Origin of the sequence: Streptomyces sp. NPDC055243 (assembly GCF_044544025.1) — a bacterium.
Classification (GTDB): Bacteria; Actinomycetota; Actinomycetes; order Streptomycetales; family Streptomycetaceae; genus Streptomyces.
The window spans coordinates 163,809-179,713 of the sequence record NZ_JBITWR010000009.1; the positions used below are offsets into that span (position 1 = coordinate 163,809).

Annotated in this window: 13 protein-coding genes and 2 tRNA genes; 11 read left to right on the top strand and 4 right to left on the bottom strand. The window is 70.3% G+C overall.

Going from position 1 to position 15,905, the window contains the following annotated elements; translation table 11 throughout:
- Nucleotides 1-25: 25 nt before the first annotated feature.
- From ACIGXX_RS25965 to ACIGXX_RS25975, 3 genes are read left to right on the top strand one after another with little or no spacing between them, the layout of a single operon-like run.
- Nucleotides 26-1,723: a TerD family protein gene (locus ACIGXX_RS25965; RefSeq protein WP_361464367.1), complete on the top strand. Its 1,698-nt coding sequence runs from the start codon at nucleotides 26-28 to the stop codon at nucleotides 1,721-1,723.
- A gap of 11 nt (nucleotides 1,724-1,734) precedes the next feature.
- Entirely contained in the window at nucleotides 1,735-2,415 is a 681-nt protein-coding gene (locus tag ACIGXX_RS25970; RefSeq protein ID WP_351163600.1) for an AIM24 family protein, read from the top strand.
- Nucleotides 2,416-2,431: 16 nt separating this feature from the next.
- Entirely contained in the window at nucleotides 2,432-3,187 is a 756-nt protein-coding gene (locus ACIGXX_RS25975; protein ID WP_351163603.1) for an AIM24 family protein, read from the top strand.
- Nucleotides 3,188-3,285: 98 nt separating this feature from the next.
- On the opposite strand, the gene ACIGXX_RS25980 is transcribed toward ACIGXX_RS25975, so the two are convergent.
- Together ACIGXX_RS25980 and ACIGXX_RS25985 are read right to left on the bottom strand one after the other, a co-directional pair.
- Nucleotides 3,286-3,810 (bottom strand): NUDIX hydrolase, encoded by a 525-nt coding sequence (locus ACIGXX_RS25980; protein WP_361464364.1) that lies wholly within the window; start codon nucleotides 3,808-3,810, stop codon nucleotides 3,286-3,288.
- On the bottom strand, nucleotides 3,807-5,276 hold the full coding sequence (locus ACIGXX_RS25985) for a zinc-dependent metalloprotease (RefSeq protein WP_361464363.1): 1,470 nt from the start codon (nucleotides 5,274-5,276) through the stop codon (nucleotides 3,807-3,809). The genes ACIGXX_RS25980 and ACIGXX_RS25985 overlap by 4 nt, the downstream gene beginning before the upstream one ends.
- 191 nt (nucleotides 5,277-5,467) lie before the next feature.
- On the opposite strand from ACIGXX_RS25985, the gene ACIGXX_RS25990 reads away from it, so the two are divergent.
- The 4 genes from ACIGXX_RS25990 (at nucleotide 5,468) to ACIGXX_RS26005 (ending at nucleotide 8,620) form a co-directional block, all read left to right on the top strand.
- The gene (locus ACIGXX_RS25990) at nucleotides 5,468-6,580 is read left to right on the top strand and encodes an NAD-dependent epimerase/dehydratase family protein (protein WP_351163610.1); all 1,113 of its coding nucleotides are present in this window, start codon (nucleotides 5,468-5,470) and stop codon (nucleotides 6,578-6,580) included.
- A gap of 98 nt (nucleotides 6,581-6,678) precedes the next feature.
- Nucleotides 6,679-7,143, top strand: coding sequence for a molybdenum cofactor biosynthesis protein MoaE (locus ACIGXX_RS25995; RefSeq protein ID WP_351163613.1), 465 nt, complete (start codon nucleotides 6,679-6,681; stop codon nucleotides 7,141-7,143).
- A gap of 139 nt (nucleotides 7,144-7,282) precedes the next feature.
- A complete protein-coding gene (locus ACIGXX_RS26000; RefSeq protein WP_351163615.1) occupies nucleotides 7,283-7,453 on the top strand; it encodes a hypothetical protein in 171 nt (56 codons plus the stop codon).
- Between the two features lie 78 nt (nucleotides 7,454-7,531).
- Entirely contained in the window at nucleotides 7,532-8,620 is a 1,089-nt protein-coding gene (locus tag ACIGXX_RS26005) for a PDZ domain-containing protein (RefSeq protein WP_351163617.1), read from the top strand.
- Nucleotides 8,621-8,708: 88 nt separating this feature from the next.
- On the opposite strand, the gene ACIGXX_RS26010 is transcribed toward ACIGXX_RS26005, so the two are convergent.
- On the bottom strand, nucleotides 8,709-9,251 hold the full coding sequence (locus tag ACIGXX_RS26010) for a PPA1309 family protein (protein WP_351163619.1): 543 nt from the start codon (nucleotides 9,249-9,251) through the stop codon (nucleotides 8,709-8,711).
- Nucleotides 9,252-9,397: 146 nt separating this feature from the next.
- Between ACIGXX_RS26010 and ACIGXX_RS26015 the strand changes: the two genes are divergently transcribed.
- The 4 genes from ACIGXX_RS26015 (at nucleotide 9,398) to ACIGXX_RS26030 (ending at nucleotide 14,690) form a co-directional block, all read left to right on the top strand.
- Nucleotides 9,398-12,319: a UPF0182 family protein gene (locus ACIGXX_RS26015; protein ID WP_351164019.1), complete on the top strand. Its 2,922-nt coding sequence runs from the start codon at nucleotides 9,398-9,400 to the stop codon at nucleotides 12,317-12,319.
- A gap of 50 nt (nucleotides 12,320-12,369) precedes the next feature.
- Nucleotides 12,370-12,443: transfer RNA gene (locus ACIGXX_RS26020), tRNA-Met, on the top strand.
- 220 nt (nucleotides 12,444-12,663) lie between these two features.
- Nucleotides 12,664-14,484, top strand: coding sequence for a tetratricopeptide repeat protein (locus ACIGXX_RS26025; protein ID WP_366461245.1), 1,821 nt, complete (start codon nucleotides 12,664-12,666; stop codon nucleotides 14,482-14,484).
- Between the two features lie 132 nt (nucleotides 14,485-14,616).
- Nucleotides 14,617-14,690 (top strand) — tRNA-Met (locus ACIGXX_RS26030).
- Nucleotides 14,691-14,750: 60 nt separating this feature from the next.
- Here the strand turns inward: ACIGXX_RS26030 and ACIGXX_RS26035 are convergent.
- Nucleotides 14,751-15,890, bottom strand: coding sequence for an ABC transporter substrate-binding protein (locus tag ACIGXX_RS26035; RefSeq protein ID WP_351164020.1), 1,140 nt, complete (start codon nucleotides 15,888-15,890; stop codon nucleotides 14,751-14,753).
- Between the last annotated feature and the right edge of the window lie 15 nt (nucleotides 15,891-15,905).

Genomic DNA, 15,905 nt, shown 5'->3' on the forward strand with positions numbered 1-15,905 from the left:
TCGGGATGGGGGACGGTCGTTACGTATGGCCAGGGAATTCCAACGCGGCCACAAGGCCAAGATCAGTGACCTCACCGCGGGCACCGATCTGTACGTAGGCGTGCAGATCTCCGCCCCCGGACTGAGCTTCGACATCAGCTGCTTCGGCCTTGACGCGGACGAGCGCCTCTCGGACGACAGTTACTTCATCTTCTTCAACCAGCCGAAGTCGCCCGAGGAATCCATCCAGCTCCTCGGCGCGCAGGCCGGCGACACGGAGTCCTTCCGGGTCACGCTCGACCGCATCCCGCCGCAGATCAAGAAGCTGTCGTTCACCGCGACGATCGACGGCGCCGGACAGATGTCGCAGGTCGCCCCCGGCTACATCCGGATCGTCGCGGGCGGCGAGGAAGTGGCCCGCTACTCCTTCAACGGCGCCGAGTTCTCCACGGAACGTGCCGTGATGCTGGGCGACTTCTATCTGAAGGACGTCTGGCGGTTCGCCGCGATCGGTCAGGGCTTCGACGGCGGCCTCGACGCGCTCCTGAAGAACTTCGGCGGCGAGGTCGCCGAGGAGGAGCCCGCGCCGCAGCCACCGCAGGCCACCGGCGCCCCGTCCTTCGCGCCGCCCGGCCAGGCCGCAGCGCCGCCCGCGTTCGGCGCTCCCGCGGCACCGGCGGCCCCCGCGCAGACCCCGGCACCGGCCCCCGCGCCCGCCCCGGCTCCCGCCCCGGCCCAGAACTTCGCACCGCCGCAGGGTGCCACTCCGCCGCCCGCCCCGGCCCCCGTCGACCCGTCGGTGCACGCCGCGCAGACCATCGTGGCGCCGATGCACCAGCCGCAGGGCGGCACGGTGCCGCCCCCGCCGGCCCCCGCGCCGTACGGACAGCCCGGCCAGCCGCCGCAGCAGCCGCAGTTCGGCCAGGTCCCCGGCCAGTCGGCGCCCCCGCCGCCCGGTTACGGCCAGCAGCCCAGCGCCCCGATGCCGCCCGGCTACGGCCAGCAGCCCCCCGGCCAGTTCCCCGGTCAGCCCGCCGCCCCGTCCCCGTACGGAGCCGGCGTACCCCAGGGTGCCGCGCAGGGAGGCGGTGTCTCCGCCGCGCTCGCGGCCTACCGCGAGGCCCCCACCGGGCAGCGCTGGACGCAGCAGAACGAGAAGCTGGTCCGCGTCGACCTCGGCGTCAGCGACCAGGCCGTGCTCGCCCGGCAGGGCAGCATGGTGCTCTACCAGGGCAAGGTCGAGTTCAGCTACAAGGGCGCGGGCTTCGCGGGCCGCGTCGTGGGCAACTCGACCGGCCAGGAGATGCAGCTGATGCGCTGCTCCGGCCGGGGCCAGGTCTTCCTCGCCGAGGAGGCCACGCATCTGCACCCCATCGAGCTCCAAGGGGACGCGATCTGTGTCTCCGCGGAGAACGTCCTCGCGTTCGACGAGTCGCTCCAGCACGAGGTGCGCAGGATCGAGGGCCACGGCATCCCCGGCGGCGCGCTGTTCGTGATGCAGTTCCAGGGCACCGGCACGGTCGTCGTCAAGACGCACGGCGTGCCCGTCGTCCTGCCCGTCACGCCGACCACGTTCGCCGACTGCCACGCCGTCGTCGCCTGGTCGGCGGCGGCCCAGGCCATCGTCTCCAGCCAGGTGCGGCTGCGCAGCAACGCCTACGCGGGCGCCACGGGGGAGAGCGTGAACCTCCAGTTCCGGGGCGCGCCCGGCAACTTCATCATCGTCCAGCCGTTCGAGGTCTGAGGGAGCCCGTCATGAATCAGCAACTCTCGGGCTTCGCCCCGGCACAGGTCTCGGCCCGCATGGAGAACCACGGCAGCCACATGCTCAAGGTGGCCATGCAGAGCGGGAACGACCTCCTCGCGCGCGTGGGCTCCATGGTCGCCTACGAAGGGTTCGTGCAGTACGAGCCCAATCCGCCCGCCGTGCGTCAGATCGCGCGGGAGTGGATGACCGGCGAGGGCGCACCTCTGATGAAGTGCTCCGGAGACGGCCTGCTCTATCTCGCCGACTACGGAGCCGACGTCGTCGTCATCAACCTGGCGGGCGACTCGCTCTCGGTGAACGGCACGAACCTCCTCGCCTTCGACACGTCCCTCCAGTGGGGCGTCGAGCGGGTCAAGGGCATGGCCAAGTTCGCCGGACAGGGCCTGTGGAACGTCAAGATCTCCGGGCAGGGCTGGGTGGCCCTGACCTCCCGCGGCACTCCGATCGTCGTCGACTGCGGCCGTGGCGACGACGAGACGTACGTCGACCCCGACGCCCTGATCGCCTGGTCCCCGAACCTCAAGGTGAAGGGCAAGCGCAGCTTCAAGGCCGGTTCGCTCATCGGGCGCGGCAGCGGTGAGGCCTACCAGATGGGCTTCTCCGGAGAGGGCATCGTCGTCGTACAGCCCAGCGAGGACAGCACCGACCGTCTCCGAGCCCGGGGCTGAGGGGGAGCAGGACATCATGCAGAGCCCACTTTTCGCGCACACCGAGCAGCAGACTCAGGAGCGCTACACCGTCCAGAACCCGCAGCTGCTGCGGGTCGCCCTCGCCGGCCACGACGACATCCTGGCCCGCAAGGGCGCAATGGTCGCCTACCAGGGTCTGATCGAGTTCGACGCCGAGTACCAGAGCCAGGGCAACCAGCGGGCCCGCGCGCACACCGGCGAAGGCCTCGACCTGATGCGCTGCCACGGCCAGGGCACGCTCTATCTCGCCAACCTCGCCCAGTACATCCACGTAGTGGATGTGGACCAGGACGGTCTGACCGTGGACAGCAGCTATGTCCTCGCGCTCGACTCGTCGCTGACCCACCAGGTCATCGCCGTCGACAGCCAGTACGGCATCTCCGGGTCGGGCAAGTACCAGCTCAACATCACGGGCCGCGGCAAGGTCGCCCTGATGACCTCGGGCCAGCCGCTGATGCTTCAGGTCACGCCGGACCAGTACGTGAACGCCGACGCCGACGCGATCGTCGCCTGGTCCAACGGCCTGCGGGTGCAGATGCAGGCCCAGACGCACTCATCGGGCGTGTGGCGGCGCCGCGGCAACACCGGTGAGGGCTGGGAGCTCAGCTTCATGGGCCAGGGCTACGCCCTCGTCCAGCCGAGCGAGATGCTGCCGCCGCAGAACGCCGTCGTCGGGCAGGGCGCCAGGGCTCAGTACGGCATGGGCCAGCAGGGCGCCCGGGGGCAGAACCAGGGCAACGTCTGGAGCTAGCCCCTGCGTGGGGGGCGAAAGCAGAGTCAGGAGCGTGGGGAACCGCGGGCCGGTTGTGGCCGGTCGCGCAGCTCCCCGCGCCCCTTACGGGGCGCGGCCTACAGCCGTGCCCTCGTTGCTTCCAGCAGGCGTACGACCGACTCGTCGGCCACCCCCGCCACCTCGTCGTACGCGAACCAGCGCAGGTCCAGCGACTCGTCGCTGATCGCCTCGACGGCGTCCTGCGGGGCCAGGGCCGCGTACTGCACGTCCAGGTGCTGCGTGCACGGCCCGGGGATCGGATGCCGGTCCAGCCGCACCGGACCGCCGGGCAGCAGCGTGAGGCCGGGGATGCCGGACTCCTCCGTCGCCTCGCGCAGCGCGGCGGTGGCCAGCGTCGGGTCGCCCGGCTCGCAGTGACCGCCCATCTGCAGCCACATCTGCAGCTTCTTGTGCAGCGTCAGCAAGGCCCGCCCGCGGGTGGGGTCGACGACCAGCGCGCTGGCCGTCACATGGCCGTCCGTGCAGGACTTCCACATGCCGTTCTCGGGGTGGGCGCAGAGATGGTCCAGGTAGTACTGGCGCAGCTCTCCCTGGTCCTCGTAGCTCTTGAGCACGAGGACCGCGTCGTCGTGAAGACTCACTTGTCGCTGTCGCCCTTGCTGTCGCCCTTGTCGTCGCCGTCGTCCTCGGTGTCCTTCTTGAGGTCCGGCTTGGCGGAGCCGCCCGCGGCCTCGCCGAGCATCTTGTCCAGCTCGGAGAAGTCCACCGGCTCGTGGTGCACGAAGCCGTCCGGGTCGTCCAGGTCCGACGCCGTCGGCAGCATGTCCGGGTGTGCCCACAGGCCGTCACGGCCGTCCACACCGCGCGCGTCCGTGAGCGAGGCCCACAGGCGCGAGGCGTCCCGCAGCCTGCGCGGGCGCAGCTCCAGGCCGATGAGGGTGGCGAAGGTCTGCTCGGCGGGGCCGCCCGTCGCACGGCGGCGGCGCAGCGTCTCGCGGAGGGCGTCGGCGGACGACAGGCGGGGCTTGGCCGCCGCGTGCACGACCGCGTCCACCCAGCCCTCGACGAGCGCGAGAGCCGTCTCCAGGCGGGCCAGGGCGGCCTTCTGCGCGGGAGTGTCCTCCGGCTGGAACATGCCCTGCTGGAGTGCCTCCTGGAGCTGCTCGGGGTTCTGCGGGTCGAGCTGGCCGACCACGTCCTCCAGCTTGGCCGTGTCGACCTTGATGCCGCGGGCGTATCCCTCGACCGCGCCGAACAGGTGCGAGCGCAGCCACGGCACGTGGGCGAAGAGCCGCTGGTGGGCGGCCTCGCGCAGCGCCAGGTAGAGCCGGACCTCCTCCTGGGCGATGCCCAGGTCCTTGCCGAAGGCCTCGACGTTCACCGGGAGCAGGGCGGCCTTGCCGGCCGGGCCGAGGGGCAGGCCGATGTCGGTGGAGCCGACGACCTCGCCCGCGAGCACGCCCACGGCCTGGCCGATCTGCTGGCCGAACATGGCGCCGCCCATGGAGCGCATCATCCCGATGAGCGGGCCGGCCATGGCCTGCATCTCCTCGGGCAGCACGTCGCCCATGGCGAGGCCGACGCGCTCGGCGACCGGGTCGACCAGCTCCTTCCACACCGGGAGGGTCGCCTCGACCCATTCGGCGCGGCTCCAGGCCACGGCGAGGGTCGAGCCGGACGGCAGCGACGTCGCGTCGTCGAGCCACAGGTCGGCGAGGCGGATGGCCTCCTCGACCGCGCCGCGCTCGGTGGGACCGACGCTGGCGTCCTTGGTGCCGTCAGGCGTCCCCTGGGAGACGGTCTGGCGCGCGATGTCCTTGGCCATGTCCCAGTTCACCGGGCCGCCCTCGTACGAGAGCATCTGGCCGAGCTGCTGGAAGGCGGCGCCCAGGTCGTTCGGATTCATCGAACCGAACATCGCGGCGAACGGATTGTCACCGCCGGGACCGCCCGCGCCGGGCAGGCCGCCGAAGCCGAATGGGTTCCCAGGGCCACCGGCTCCCTGTCCCCCGCTCTGTCCCTGTCCGGGGGATTCCTTCTTCTTGCCCTCGTCGCCGTCTTCCGGCTCCTCCGGCGGAAGGCCGAATCCGAATGGGGTGTCACTCACGGGATTCCTCGGCTCGTCAGGCCGCCGGTACGGTTCCGGCGGCGGCTGCCCTACAACACCACCCAGCGTAGACACCGTGACCGGATCGGGCCTCAGTGCTTCGCCGACTCATGGCCTGCGGCAGGATGGATGCCACCTGGTACGTACGCGTCATTCGCGTATCTACTGAAGACAACCGCTGGAGACGCCCGGTGAGTTCCCCAGATCCACAGGTTCGCGCAGCGCGAAACCTTTCTACTCCGGCCCCCGTCCGCGGGCCCGTGGTCGCCGTCACAGGCGCCGCGTCCGGCGTGGGCGCGCTGCTGACCGAGCGCCTTGCCGCGTCCGAGGAGATCAAGCAGGTCGTTGCCATCGACGAGCGGCGGGGCGAGTGCGCCCAGGCCCAGTGGCACATCCTGGACGTCAGGGACCCGGCCATCGCCGAGAAGCTGCGGGGCGCGGACGTCGTGGTCCACCTCGCGCTCGATCTCGACCTGGAGACCGACGCCGCGGCCCGTACGGCGTACAACGTGCGCGGCACGCAGACCGTGCTGACGGCCGCAGCGGCGGCCGGTGTCCACCGCGTCGTGCTCTGCACGTCGGCGATGGTCTACGGAGCGCTGGCCGACAACGAACTGCCCCTCTCCGAAGACTCCGAACTGCGCGCCACCGCGGAGGCCACCGGCGTCGGTGACCTCCTGGAGGTCGAGCGTCTTGCCCGGCGCGCGCCCCGCGCGCACCCGGGCCTGAACGTCACCGTGGTGCGGCCCGCGATCCTGGTGGGCGGCACCGACACCGCGCTCACGCGCTACTTCGAGTCGCCCCGGCTGCTCGTGGTGGCGGGCTCGCGCCCGGCCTGGCAGTTCTGCCACGTCGAGGACCTGTGCAGCGCCCTCGAGTACGCCGTCCTGGAGAAGGTCGACGGCGAGCTCGCCGTCGGCTGCGACGGATGGCTTGAGCAGGAAGAGGTCGAGGAGCTCAGCGAGATCCGGCGCATGGAGCTGCCCTCCACGGTGGCCCTCGGCGCGGCGGCCCGACTGCACCGGATCGGTCTCACTCCGTCTCCGGCCGGTGACCTCGCGTACACGATGTACCCGTGGGTGGTCAGCGTCAGCCGGCTGCACGACGCGGGCTGGCGGCCGCAGTGGACCAACGAGGAGGTCCTCGCGGAGCTCCTCGAGGAGGTCGCCGGGCGCAGGACCGTGGCGGGCCGCAGGCTCGGGCGCAAGGACGCGACGGCCGCGGGTGCCGCCGGTGCGACGGTCGCGCTGCTGGGCGCGGCGGCGGTGGTGCGGCGCGCGCGGAAGGCGCGGCGCCGGATCTGAGACCCGACGGCCCCTGTAGGGATCTCCAACCCGGCACGCGCGCGTGCCGGGCGAAAGCGCTATTCCGTGATGTCCGTGCCGTGCGGCACCATGGCCGCATGGCACGCACCACGAACGACCACCCCGGCGAGCAGGCCGCGCAGGACCCCATCCGGCTCCTCGCGATCCGTGACGCACCGCTCTCCCTGGACGAGGTCTTCCGGGCCGTCGGGGACGACGCCGCGGGCGGCACGGCGCTCTTCGTGGGGACCGTGCGCAATCACGACGGCGGTGTGGACGTCGACGAGCTCGGCTATTCGACGCACCCGACGGCCGAGGCCGAGATGCGCCGAGTGGCCGAGAAGGTCGTCGCCGCGTATCCGGTGCGTGCCCTGGCCGCCGTCCACCGCGTCGGCGACCTGGCGGTGGGTGACCTCGCGGTCGTCGTGGCCGTCTCCTGCCCGCACCGCGCAGAGGCCTTCGACGCCTGCCGCCAGCTGATCGACGACCTCAAGCACGAGGTGCCGATCTGGAAGCACCAGCGGTTCGCCGACGGCAAGGAGGAGTGGGTCGGCGCCTGCTGACCTCCTGCCGCCTCTTGGGGCCAGTTGGCCCCAAGAGCCTCCGGTTGCGTAACCCGACCCCTGGCGTGAGCGTTGACGCAGCGGATGGTTAATCTGCTGATCAGTCAGTTGTTGTCGCTCATGGGGTCGGGAGGTCGACATGGCATCACTTGCCTGGTTGCTGATTCCTTTTGCGGCAGCTGTCGGTGCGGGGCTGTGGGCCGCCTTGGCGGCGCGCAACCGCAAGTCCGGCAAGAGCGGGGACCACACCGAGCTCAACGGCTACGCGGCCTTCCGCGAGGCCATGGAGAAGTCCCACTCCGGCACGTGAGGCACCCCGCGCTCCGTGAGCCCCCGTACGGACTGGCCCCAGCGGTGCACTGACAGGCAGGTCCCGTACTGTCGTTCCATGCCACGCCGCACCGCGACGATGCTCGCCTCCACCCTCATGCTGATCGCGCTGCTCTGCGCCGGAGTGCTCATCAAAGTCCCGTACTCGGAGATGTCCCCGGGGCCCACGGTGAACACCCTCGGCGACCACGGCGGCGAGCCGGTGCTGCAGATCTCCGGGCGCAAGACGTACCCGACGACCGGTCACCTGAACATGACGACGGTCCGGGTCACCAGCGCCGACTACAACATGAACATCGCGGAGGCCGTGTACGGCTGGCTGGCCCACGACAACATCGTGGTGCCGCACGACACCCTCTACCCGGACGGCAAGACCGAGCAGCAGTCGACCCAGGAGAACGCCGAGGAGTTCAGCCAGTCCCAGGAGAGCGCCAAGGTCGCGGCGTTGCGGGAACTGGACATCCCGGTGAAGTCCCAGGTCGTCGTCTCCACCGTCTTCAAGGACAGCCCCGCGGAGGGCACGCTCCACGCGGGAGACGTCATCAAGAAGGTCGACGGCACGCCCGTGAAGGAGATGACGGACGTCGCCGAGCTGGTCACCAAGCACAAGCCGGGCCAGGACGTCGTCTTCAGCGTCGTCCCCGTCAAGGAGGCGGCCGCCGCCGAGAAGGCGGGCAAGGAGCCGACCCGGACGGACGACGTCAAGATCACCACGGAGAAGGCCGAGGACGGCCGCGCGATCGTCGGCATCCGGGCGGGCACCGACCACACGTTCCCGTTCACCATCGACATCAAGCTCGCCGACGTCGGCGGCCCCAGCGCCGGACTGATGTTCGCGCTCGGCATCGTCGACAAGCTGACCCCGAACGACCTCACCGGCGGCAACTTCGTGGCAGGCACCGGCACGATCGACGACAAGGGCAAGGTCGGCCCGATCGGCGGCATCGGCATGAAGACGGTCGGCGCGCGCGCCAAGGGCGCCGAGTACTTCCTGACGCCGAAGGACAACTGCGCCACGGCCGCCAAGGACGTCCCGGACGGCCTCACGCTGGTCGAGGTGAACACCATCGACGACGCGGTCGACTCCCTCAACGACATCCGCAAGGGCGACACCGCCGACCTGCCGCGGTGCACGGTGAAGAAGTAGCGGCACAGGGCGCCTGAAGACGGACGTACGCGGGCGGGGACGCACCCCACCCGCGTACGAGAACAGCTGTTACTACAGCAGCGTGGTGTCAGTCGGCGAACGTGGCCGCCAGCGCCTCCGCGAGCCCCGGAACCAGGTCGGACCCCGTGAGGACCTCGGTGGGCGAGTCCTTCTCGCGCAGCCGCAGGGCCGACTCACGCGCACCGTCACGGAGCACCGCGACCGTCATGCGCACCTCCTGGCGGTCGGGGTGCTCGGCCACCCACTTCGCGAGCTGAGCCTCGCCGAGGCCCTCCGGGACGGAGGTCTCCGCGGACGGCGGCAGCATCAGGCGCTCCACCGTGAGGGCGCAGCCCACCACGGCGTCCGGCCAGGCGATGGTGCCGAGGAACTCGTCCAGCGGCTTGCCCGCGGGGATCTCCTCCTGCTCGATGGGTGTGAGGGCGGTCTCCTCGGGGGAGTTGTCGAGGCCGAGCTGAGTGGCGAGGCCGGGTTCTTGGGTGCGAAGCCGCGCCGTGTCGACGAGCGCGAAGAGGCGTGCGGGCTGGTCCCAGCCGAGGCCGGACGCGTACTCATCGATCTCGAGCACGGCACGGGTGAGGGGGCTCGCTGCCATGGGAGTGTTGGACATGGTCACAATCCTGCCTCGTTAGTCCCGAGAAACGGGAACCGAGTAAAGCGTAGGTAAGTTGCATAGGTGTGGGTCCACGATCACAGGACCCTGACGGATCAACAGAATCAACATCGAACTTCGAGGTGCGCACCTTGGCTTTCCAGATGCCGGACCGCGGCGGAGGCCCGACGGGGCCACGGATCAGAGTGGGCCGACCGTCCCGTCGCGTCCGGACCCTGCTCATGACACTGGGCATCCTGGCTGTTCTCGCCATGGTGTTCGTCATGTTCGCGGGGTTCTGGACGGACTGGCTCTGGTACCGCTCGGTCAACTATTCGTCGGTCTTCACGACGACCCTGTGGACCAAGATCGGCTTGTTCTTCGTCTTCGGCCTCCTGATGGCGGCCGCGGTCGGACTGAACATCTGGCTGGCGCACCGGCTGCGCCCGCCGCTGAGCGCCATGTCGATGGAGCAGCAGAGCCTCGACCGGTACCGCATGAGCATCGCGCCGTACAAGAAGTGGCTGCTGCTCGGCATCGCCACGCTCGTCGGCCTGATCGCGGGCGCGTCGGCCGCGGGCCAGTGGCGCACATGGCTGCTGTGGGTGAACGGCGTCTCCTTCGGACAGAAGGACCCGCAGTTCCACCTGGACGTGTCGTTCTTCGCGTTCGACCTTCCCTGGTACCGATTCCTGCTCGGCTTCGGCTTCGCGGCCACCGTGCTCTCCCTGATCGCGGCGGCCCTCACGCATTACCTGTACGGCGGCCTGCGGATCACCAGCCCCGGCGCGCGCGCCACGGCGGCGTCCACGGGGCACCTGTCGGTGCTGCTCGGCGTCTTCGTGACGCTCAAGGCCGTGGCGTACTGGCTCGACCGGTACGGCCTCGCGGTGAAGTCCAGTGACTTCAAGGCGACGGGCGACTGGACGGGCCTTCGCTACGTGGACGCGAACGCGTACCTGCCGGCGAAGACCATCCTGTTCTGCATCGCCGTCATCTGCGCGCTGCTCTTCTTCGGGACGCTGTGGCGCCGCACCTGGCAGCTGCCGGTCATCGGCTTCGGCCTGATGGTTCTCTCCGCCATCCTCATCGGCGGTCTGTACCCGGCCATCGTGCAGAAGTTCCAGGTCCAGCCGAACGAGCAGGCCAAGGAAGCGCCGTACATCGAGAAGAACATCGAGGCCACGCGCAACGCGTACGGCATCAGCGGTGTGAAGCCCGAGGACTACAAGGGCGCGGGCAAGGCCGACGAGGACCCCAAGAAGAAGCGCGACGACGCGGACTCGGCCGCCAACTACCGGCTGAACGACCCGAACATCGTCTCGCCGACGTTCCAGCAGCTGGAGCAGGAGCGCGAGTACTACCGCTTCCCGACGACCCTGGACGTGGACCGCTACAACGGCCAGGACACCATCGTCGGTCTGCGTGAGCTCAGCCTCGACAAGCTGGACAAGCGCAACTGGATCAACGACCACTTCGCCTACACCCACGGCTACGGCATGGTCACGGCCAAGGGCACGGAGACGAAGAAGGGCTCCAAGGGCGCCCCGGACTTCACGGAGTCCGGCCTGCCCACCACGGGCAACCTCGGCCCGTACGAGCAGCGGATCTACTACGGCGAGAAGACCACCCAGTACTCGATCGTGGGCGGGCCCCAGAAGGAGCTCGACTACGAGGAGGACGGCGGGGGTCAGAAGACCTACAGCTACAAGGGCGACAGCGGGGTCAACCTCTCCAACCCGATCAACCGCGCCGCGTACGCCGTGTCCTTCGGCGAGCCGCAGATGCTGTACTCGGGCGCGATCGGCGAGGGCTCGCGGATTCTCTACAACCGCACGCCCAAGGAGCGCGTCGAGTCGGTGGCTCCCTGGCTGACCATCGACGGCGACACGTATCCGACGGTGGTCGACGGCCGCATCCAGTGGGTCGTCGACGCCTACACGACGAGCAACGGCTATCCGTACGCCTCGCGGACCACGCTCGGCGACACGACGGCCGACTCGCTCTCCGAGTCGGACGACGCCCGCGCTGTGGTGGCCCAGCAGAACCGGGTCAACTACATCCGCAACTCGGTGAAGGCGACCGTCGACGCGTACACGGGTGAGGTCAAGCTCTACACCTGGGACGACAAGGACCCGGTCCTCAAGACCTGGAAGAAGGCGTTCCCGGACACCGTCAAGGACAAGGGCGACATCCCCAAGGCCCTGATGGACCACCTGCGCTACCCGCAGGACATGTTCAAGGTGCAGCGCGAGCTCCTGACGCTCTACCACGTCACGGACCCCGGCCAGTTCTACAACGCGAGTGACGCGTGGCAGGTGCCGAACGACCCGACGAAGAAGGACAACAGCGCGGTTCCGCCGTACTACTTGTCCATGAAGACGCCGGGCCAGACGCAGCAGCAGTTCTCGCTGACGACGACGTTCACCCCCAGTGGGCGGCCCAACCTGCGGGCCTTCATGACGGTCGACGCCGACGCCAGAAGCAAGAACTTCGGCACGATGAAGCTGCTGAGAGTCACGGGCGACGTGGACGGCCCGGAACAGGTCCAGAACAAGCTGAACTCGATGACGGAGGTCGGCAACTTCGTCCGGGACATGAAGGGCGCCGACTCCGACGTCCTCTACGGAAACCTGCTGACCGTGCCACTGGACGACGGGTTCCTCTACGTAGAGCCCGTGTACGTGCAGGGACGTAAATCGGCGTATCCGCTCCTGAAGAAGGTCGCGGTGTCGTACGGCACCGAGACCGCCTTCGCGGACTCCCTGAGCGACGGCCTCAACCAGGTCTTCGGCGCCGAGGGCACCACCAAGCCACCGGCCGACGACGGCGACACGGACGAGCCGACCGATCCGCCCAAGACCGACGACCCGACGGTGCAGGCTGCCCTCGACGACGCCCAGACGGCGTTCGAGGACGGGCAGACGGCCCTGAAGGACGGCGACTGGAAGGCGTACGGCGAAGCCCAGGAGAAGCTTGAGGAAGCCCTCCAGCGAGCCGAGGACGCGCAGGCCGCGGCGGACAAGAAGGGCGACAAGAGCGGAGACAAGAACAGCGACAAGAACGGGGACGAGAACGGCGGCTGACCAGCTGCGAAACACCCCTCCCGCGCCGTGGTACGGTTGCAACACAACGGCGCGGGGTGGAGCAGCTCGGTAGCTCGCTGGGCTCATAACCCAGAGGTCGCAGGTTCAAATCCTGTCCCCGCTACTAGTAGGCGAAGGCCCGGATCCTTATCGGATCCGGGCCTTCGCCGTGTGTGCGTGGGGTCCGTGGCGGGGTGCGCTGGTCTGTGCGAACGGTGCGCCGCCCGAGGGGAGTTGGGAAATCTGTGTTTGACTTATCTCTCTGTGGGCATGTCGACAAAACGCTGAAGTGACCTCACTGGCTGCGGTATACCAGGTGTACCCAGGTTGCAGGTGGTGCGACGATGGACGTTATGGGGGACAAGGCAACTCTGTTGGAGACAGGGCGGTTTGTGCAGCCGGCCGACCGGGAGGATCCCGGGGCGGCCGCCGAGGAGATGCGCCATCGGCTGGCCGCCGAGGCCGGAGACGTCGACGCGATGAGCGTCCTCGGAAGCCTTCTGCTGCGCCGCGGTGATCTCGACGGGGCCGAATCCCTGCTGCGCGCTGCGACCGCCGAGGGCGACCGCGCCGCAGCCAACAACCTCGGAGTCCTCCTCCACCAGCGCGGGTACGCCGACGAAGCCGCCGGATGGTGGCGGGTCGCCGCCGTCGCGGGTTCCGCCGCGGCCGCGCACGCGCTCGGGCGCCACCACCGCGAGCGCGGCGACGAGCCGGCCGCGGAGTACTGGCTGCGGCAGTCCGCAGAGCAGGGCCACGCCCTGGGCGCGTACGCCCTCGCCGATCTTCTCGAACACCGAGGTGACGTCGGCGCCGAGCGCTGGATGAGGGCGTCGGCCGAGCGCGGCCACCGCGAGGCCGCGTACCGGATCGCCCGCGCCCTGGACCGGCGGGCCACGGCCGAGCGCGGCGAGGCGAAGGTTCCCGCCAAGGCCGTCGCCAAAGGGGCGCGTTCCGCCGCCGCCGAGGCCGAGCAGTGGTACCGCCAGGCCGCCGCGCGCGGGCACCGGCGGGCCGCGCTGCACCTCGGCGCGATCCTGGAGCAGCGCGGCGAGCTGAAGGAGGCGGGGCGCTGGTACCTGAACTCCGCGAAGGACGGGGAGGCGCGTGCCGCCTGCGCCCTCGGCTTCCTGCTGCGTGACGCGGGCGACGAGGAGAGCGCCGCCGTCTGGTGGCTGAAAGCGGCCCAGGACGGCGACGGGAACGCCGCGAACGCCCTGGGCGCGCTGCACGCCGAGCGGGGCGAGACCCAGACCGCCGAGCGGTGGTACCGCGCGGCCATGGACGCGGGGGACGTGAACGGCGCGTACAACCTCGGTCTGCTCTGCGCCGAGCAGGGACGGACCGCGCAGGCCGACCAGTGGTACAGGCGTGCCGCGTACGCCGGTCACCGCGAGGCGGCCAACGCGCTCGCCGTGCTGCTGCTCCAGGGCGGCGACGCGGCGGGTGCCGAGCCGTGGTTCTCCAAGGCCGCGGAGGCGGGCAGCGTGGACGCGGCCTTCAACCTCGGGATTCTGTACGCGTCCCGTGACGACGAGAGCTCCGCCCTGCCCTGGTACGAGCGTGCGGCGGCCGCCGGGCACACCGAGGCCGCGCTCCAGGTCGGCACCGCGCGGCTGCGGGAGGGCGACGAGCAGGAAGCCGAGCGGCATCTGCGGTGCGCGGCGGGCGGCGGCAGCGCGGAGGCGGCGTACCGCCTGGGCACCGTGCTCGACGCGCGGCGGCCCCCCGCGGGTCCGCCCGCGCTCGGGGAGCCCGCCATGGAGAAGACGGAGTGCGAGGAGTGGTACGAGCGTGCTGCCCAGCAGGGGCACCGGCGTGCGCAGGTCCGGGTCGGGATGCTGGCAGCGGGGCGCGGTGACGTCGTCGAGGCGGCGCGCTGGTACCGGCTCGCGGCGGACGCGGGGAGCCGGAACGGCGCGTTCAACTTGGGGCTGCTGCTGGCCCGCGAGGGCAGCGAGCCGGAGGCGGCGCTGTGGTGGACCCGGGCCGCTGACGCGGGGCACGGGCGGGCCGCCTTGCGCCTTGCGCTGCTCTACGCTCGGCGCGGGCAGCTGGTCGAGGGGCAGCGGTGGGCGTCGCGTGCCGTGGAGCTCGGGCCGGCCGAGGTTTCCGAGCGGGCGGCTCGCTTGCGCGAGGCGCTTCAGCAGGAGCTGACCGCCTGAGCGGGTGCAGGGCGTGGGTGGGCCATGCTCGCCCTGCCCACCCGTTCCGCCCTGCGGAACGCCTGCCCACAGCGGGCGCCGGAACTGATTTGCGCTGGTCGTCGCCGTTGACGTACGGTTACAACACAACGGCGCGGGGTGGAGCAGCTCGGTAGCTCGCTGGGCTCATAACCCAGAGGTCGCAGGTTCAAATCCTGTCCCCGCTACTCAAGGCCAGAGGCCGGGAAGCATCAGCTTCCCGGCCTCTGGTGTTTTCTGGGTCCGCCCTAGCGTCTGTGGCCCACGGCCTCCTCGTACAGCCTGCGGTCCACCGCCTTCCTCTCCGGGACCTTGTCGCCCTCGGCGACGCCCGCCGCCTCGTACGCGGCCTGGAGCCGGTCCGTCGTGCCGGACCGGATCTCCCAGTCCATGCGCAGCGACGGAGTCGACCTCAGGACCGCCTCGTCGGTCTTCAGGAGATTCGCGAGCTCGGTCACGAAGGCCTTGTCCGCCTTGTAGTCACCGGCGAAGTACGTGTTCACGGTCCTGATGTACGCGCGCAGCAGCGCGACGCCCGCGTCCGGGTCCTCCGTGAGGAGGTTGGGGCCGAACAGCAGGCCGCCCAGCGGCTCGCCCTGGGGCTGGCCGCCGAGGAACGCGTACCGCTCGTCGCCGTCGACCTTGCGCCAGACCGGGTCCAGGAGCCAGGCGGAGTCGGTGCCGCCGTTCTGGAGGGCGGTCAGGACGTCCGCGGAGCCCAGCTGCTGGAACTGGATCTTGTCGAGGCCGCCGCCGTGCTTCTTCAGGGTCCTGCCCATGGGGTACGAGATGACCGAGCCCTTGCCGATCATGGTGCCGAGCTTGCGGCCCGCCATCGGGACGTGCGCCGCGCTCTCGCCCTTCCTCAGTTTCACCCACAGGCCGCTCTTGGACCCGGGGCCGGGGGAGAAGTTCCCGGCCGCCCATTTGATGGTGAAGCCGCTGGTGATGCCGTTCATGACGGCGGCCTCGGGGGCGGCCCACTGGGCGTCGATGTCTCCCTTGGCCAGCAGCGGCAGCGCGTCGGGGGTCGGCAGCACCTTGAGGTGGACGTCCAGACCCTCCTTCTTGAACTCGCCCTTCTCCACGGCCATTTGGAGGGGCGCCACGTACTCGGCGCTCAGCGTGCCGGTCGCGATGGTGATGCCGCGCTCCTTGGAGAGCGGGCGCGGGGCCGGGGCGCCCTTGTCGCAGCGGGCGGGCGCGCGGTCCTTTGCGAGGTCGGCGGGGTCCGTCCAGCTGCCCTTGCCGCAGCCCGCGACCGCCTTGATGGTGCGGGGCTTCGCGGGCGCCGCCGGGTCCGTGGTGTCGTCCTCCTTGGCGCAGCCCGCCGCGGCGAGCAGCGAGCCCGCCAGGAGCAGCGCGAGGGCGGGGATGCGGGTGTGCATGGAGCCTCCGTACGC

Coding starts and splice junctions, on each gene's coding strand:
- ACIGXX_RS25965 (WP_361464367.1), top strand. CDS start 26: ATGGCCAGGGAATTCCAACGCGGCCACAAGGCCAAGATCAGTGACCTC.
- ACIGXX_RS25970 (WP_351163600.1), top strand. CDS start 1,735: ATGAATCAGCAACTCTCGGGCTTCGCCCCGGCACAGGTCTCGGCCCGC.
- ACIGXX_RS25975 (WP_351163603.1), top strand. CDS start 2,432: ATGCAGAGCCCACTTTTCGCGCACACCGAGCAGCAGACTCAGGAGCGC.
- ACIGXX_RS25995 (WP_351163613.1), top strand. CDS start 6,679: ATGGCACGCACCACGAACGACCACCCCGGCGAGCAGGCCGCGCAGGAC.
- ACIGXX_RS26000 (WP_351163615.1), top strand. CDS start 7,283: ATGGCATCACTTGCCTGGTTGCTGATTCCTTTTGCGGCAGCTGTCGGT.
- ACIGXX_RS26005 (WP_351163617.1), top strand. CDS start 7,532: ATGCCACGCCGCACCGCGACGATGCTCGCCTCCACCCTCATGCTGATC.
- ACIGXX_RS26010 (WP_351163619.1), bottom strand. CDS start 9,251: ATGTCCAACACTCCCATGGCAGCGAGCCCCCTCACCCGTGCCGTGCTC.
- ACIGXX_RS26015 (WP_351164019.1), top strand. CDS start 9,398: ATGCCGGACCGCGGCGGAGGCCCGACGGGGCCACGGATCAGAGTGGGC.
- ACIGXX_RS26025 (WP_366461245.1), top strand. CDS start 12,664: ATGGACGTTATGGGGGACAAGGCAACTCTGTTGGAGACAGGGCGGTTT.
- ACIGXX_RS26035 (WP_351164020.1), bottom strand. CDS start 15,890: ATGCACACCCGCATCCCCGCCCTCGCGCTGCTCCTGGCGGGCTCGCTG.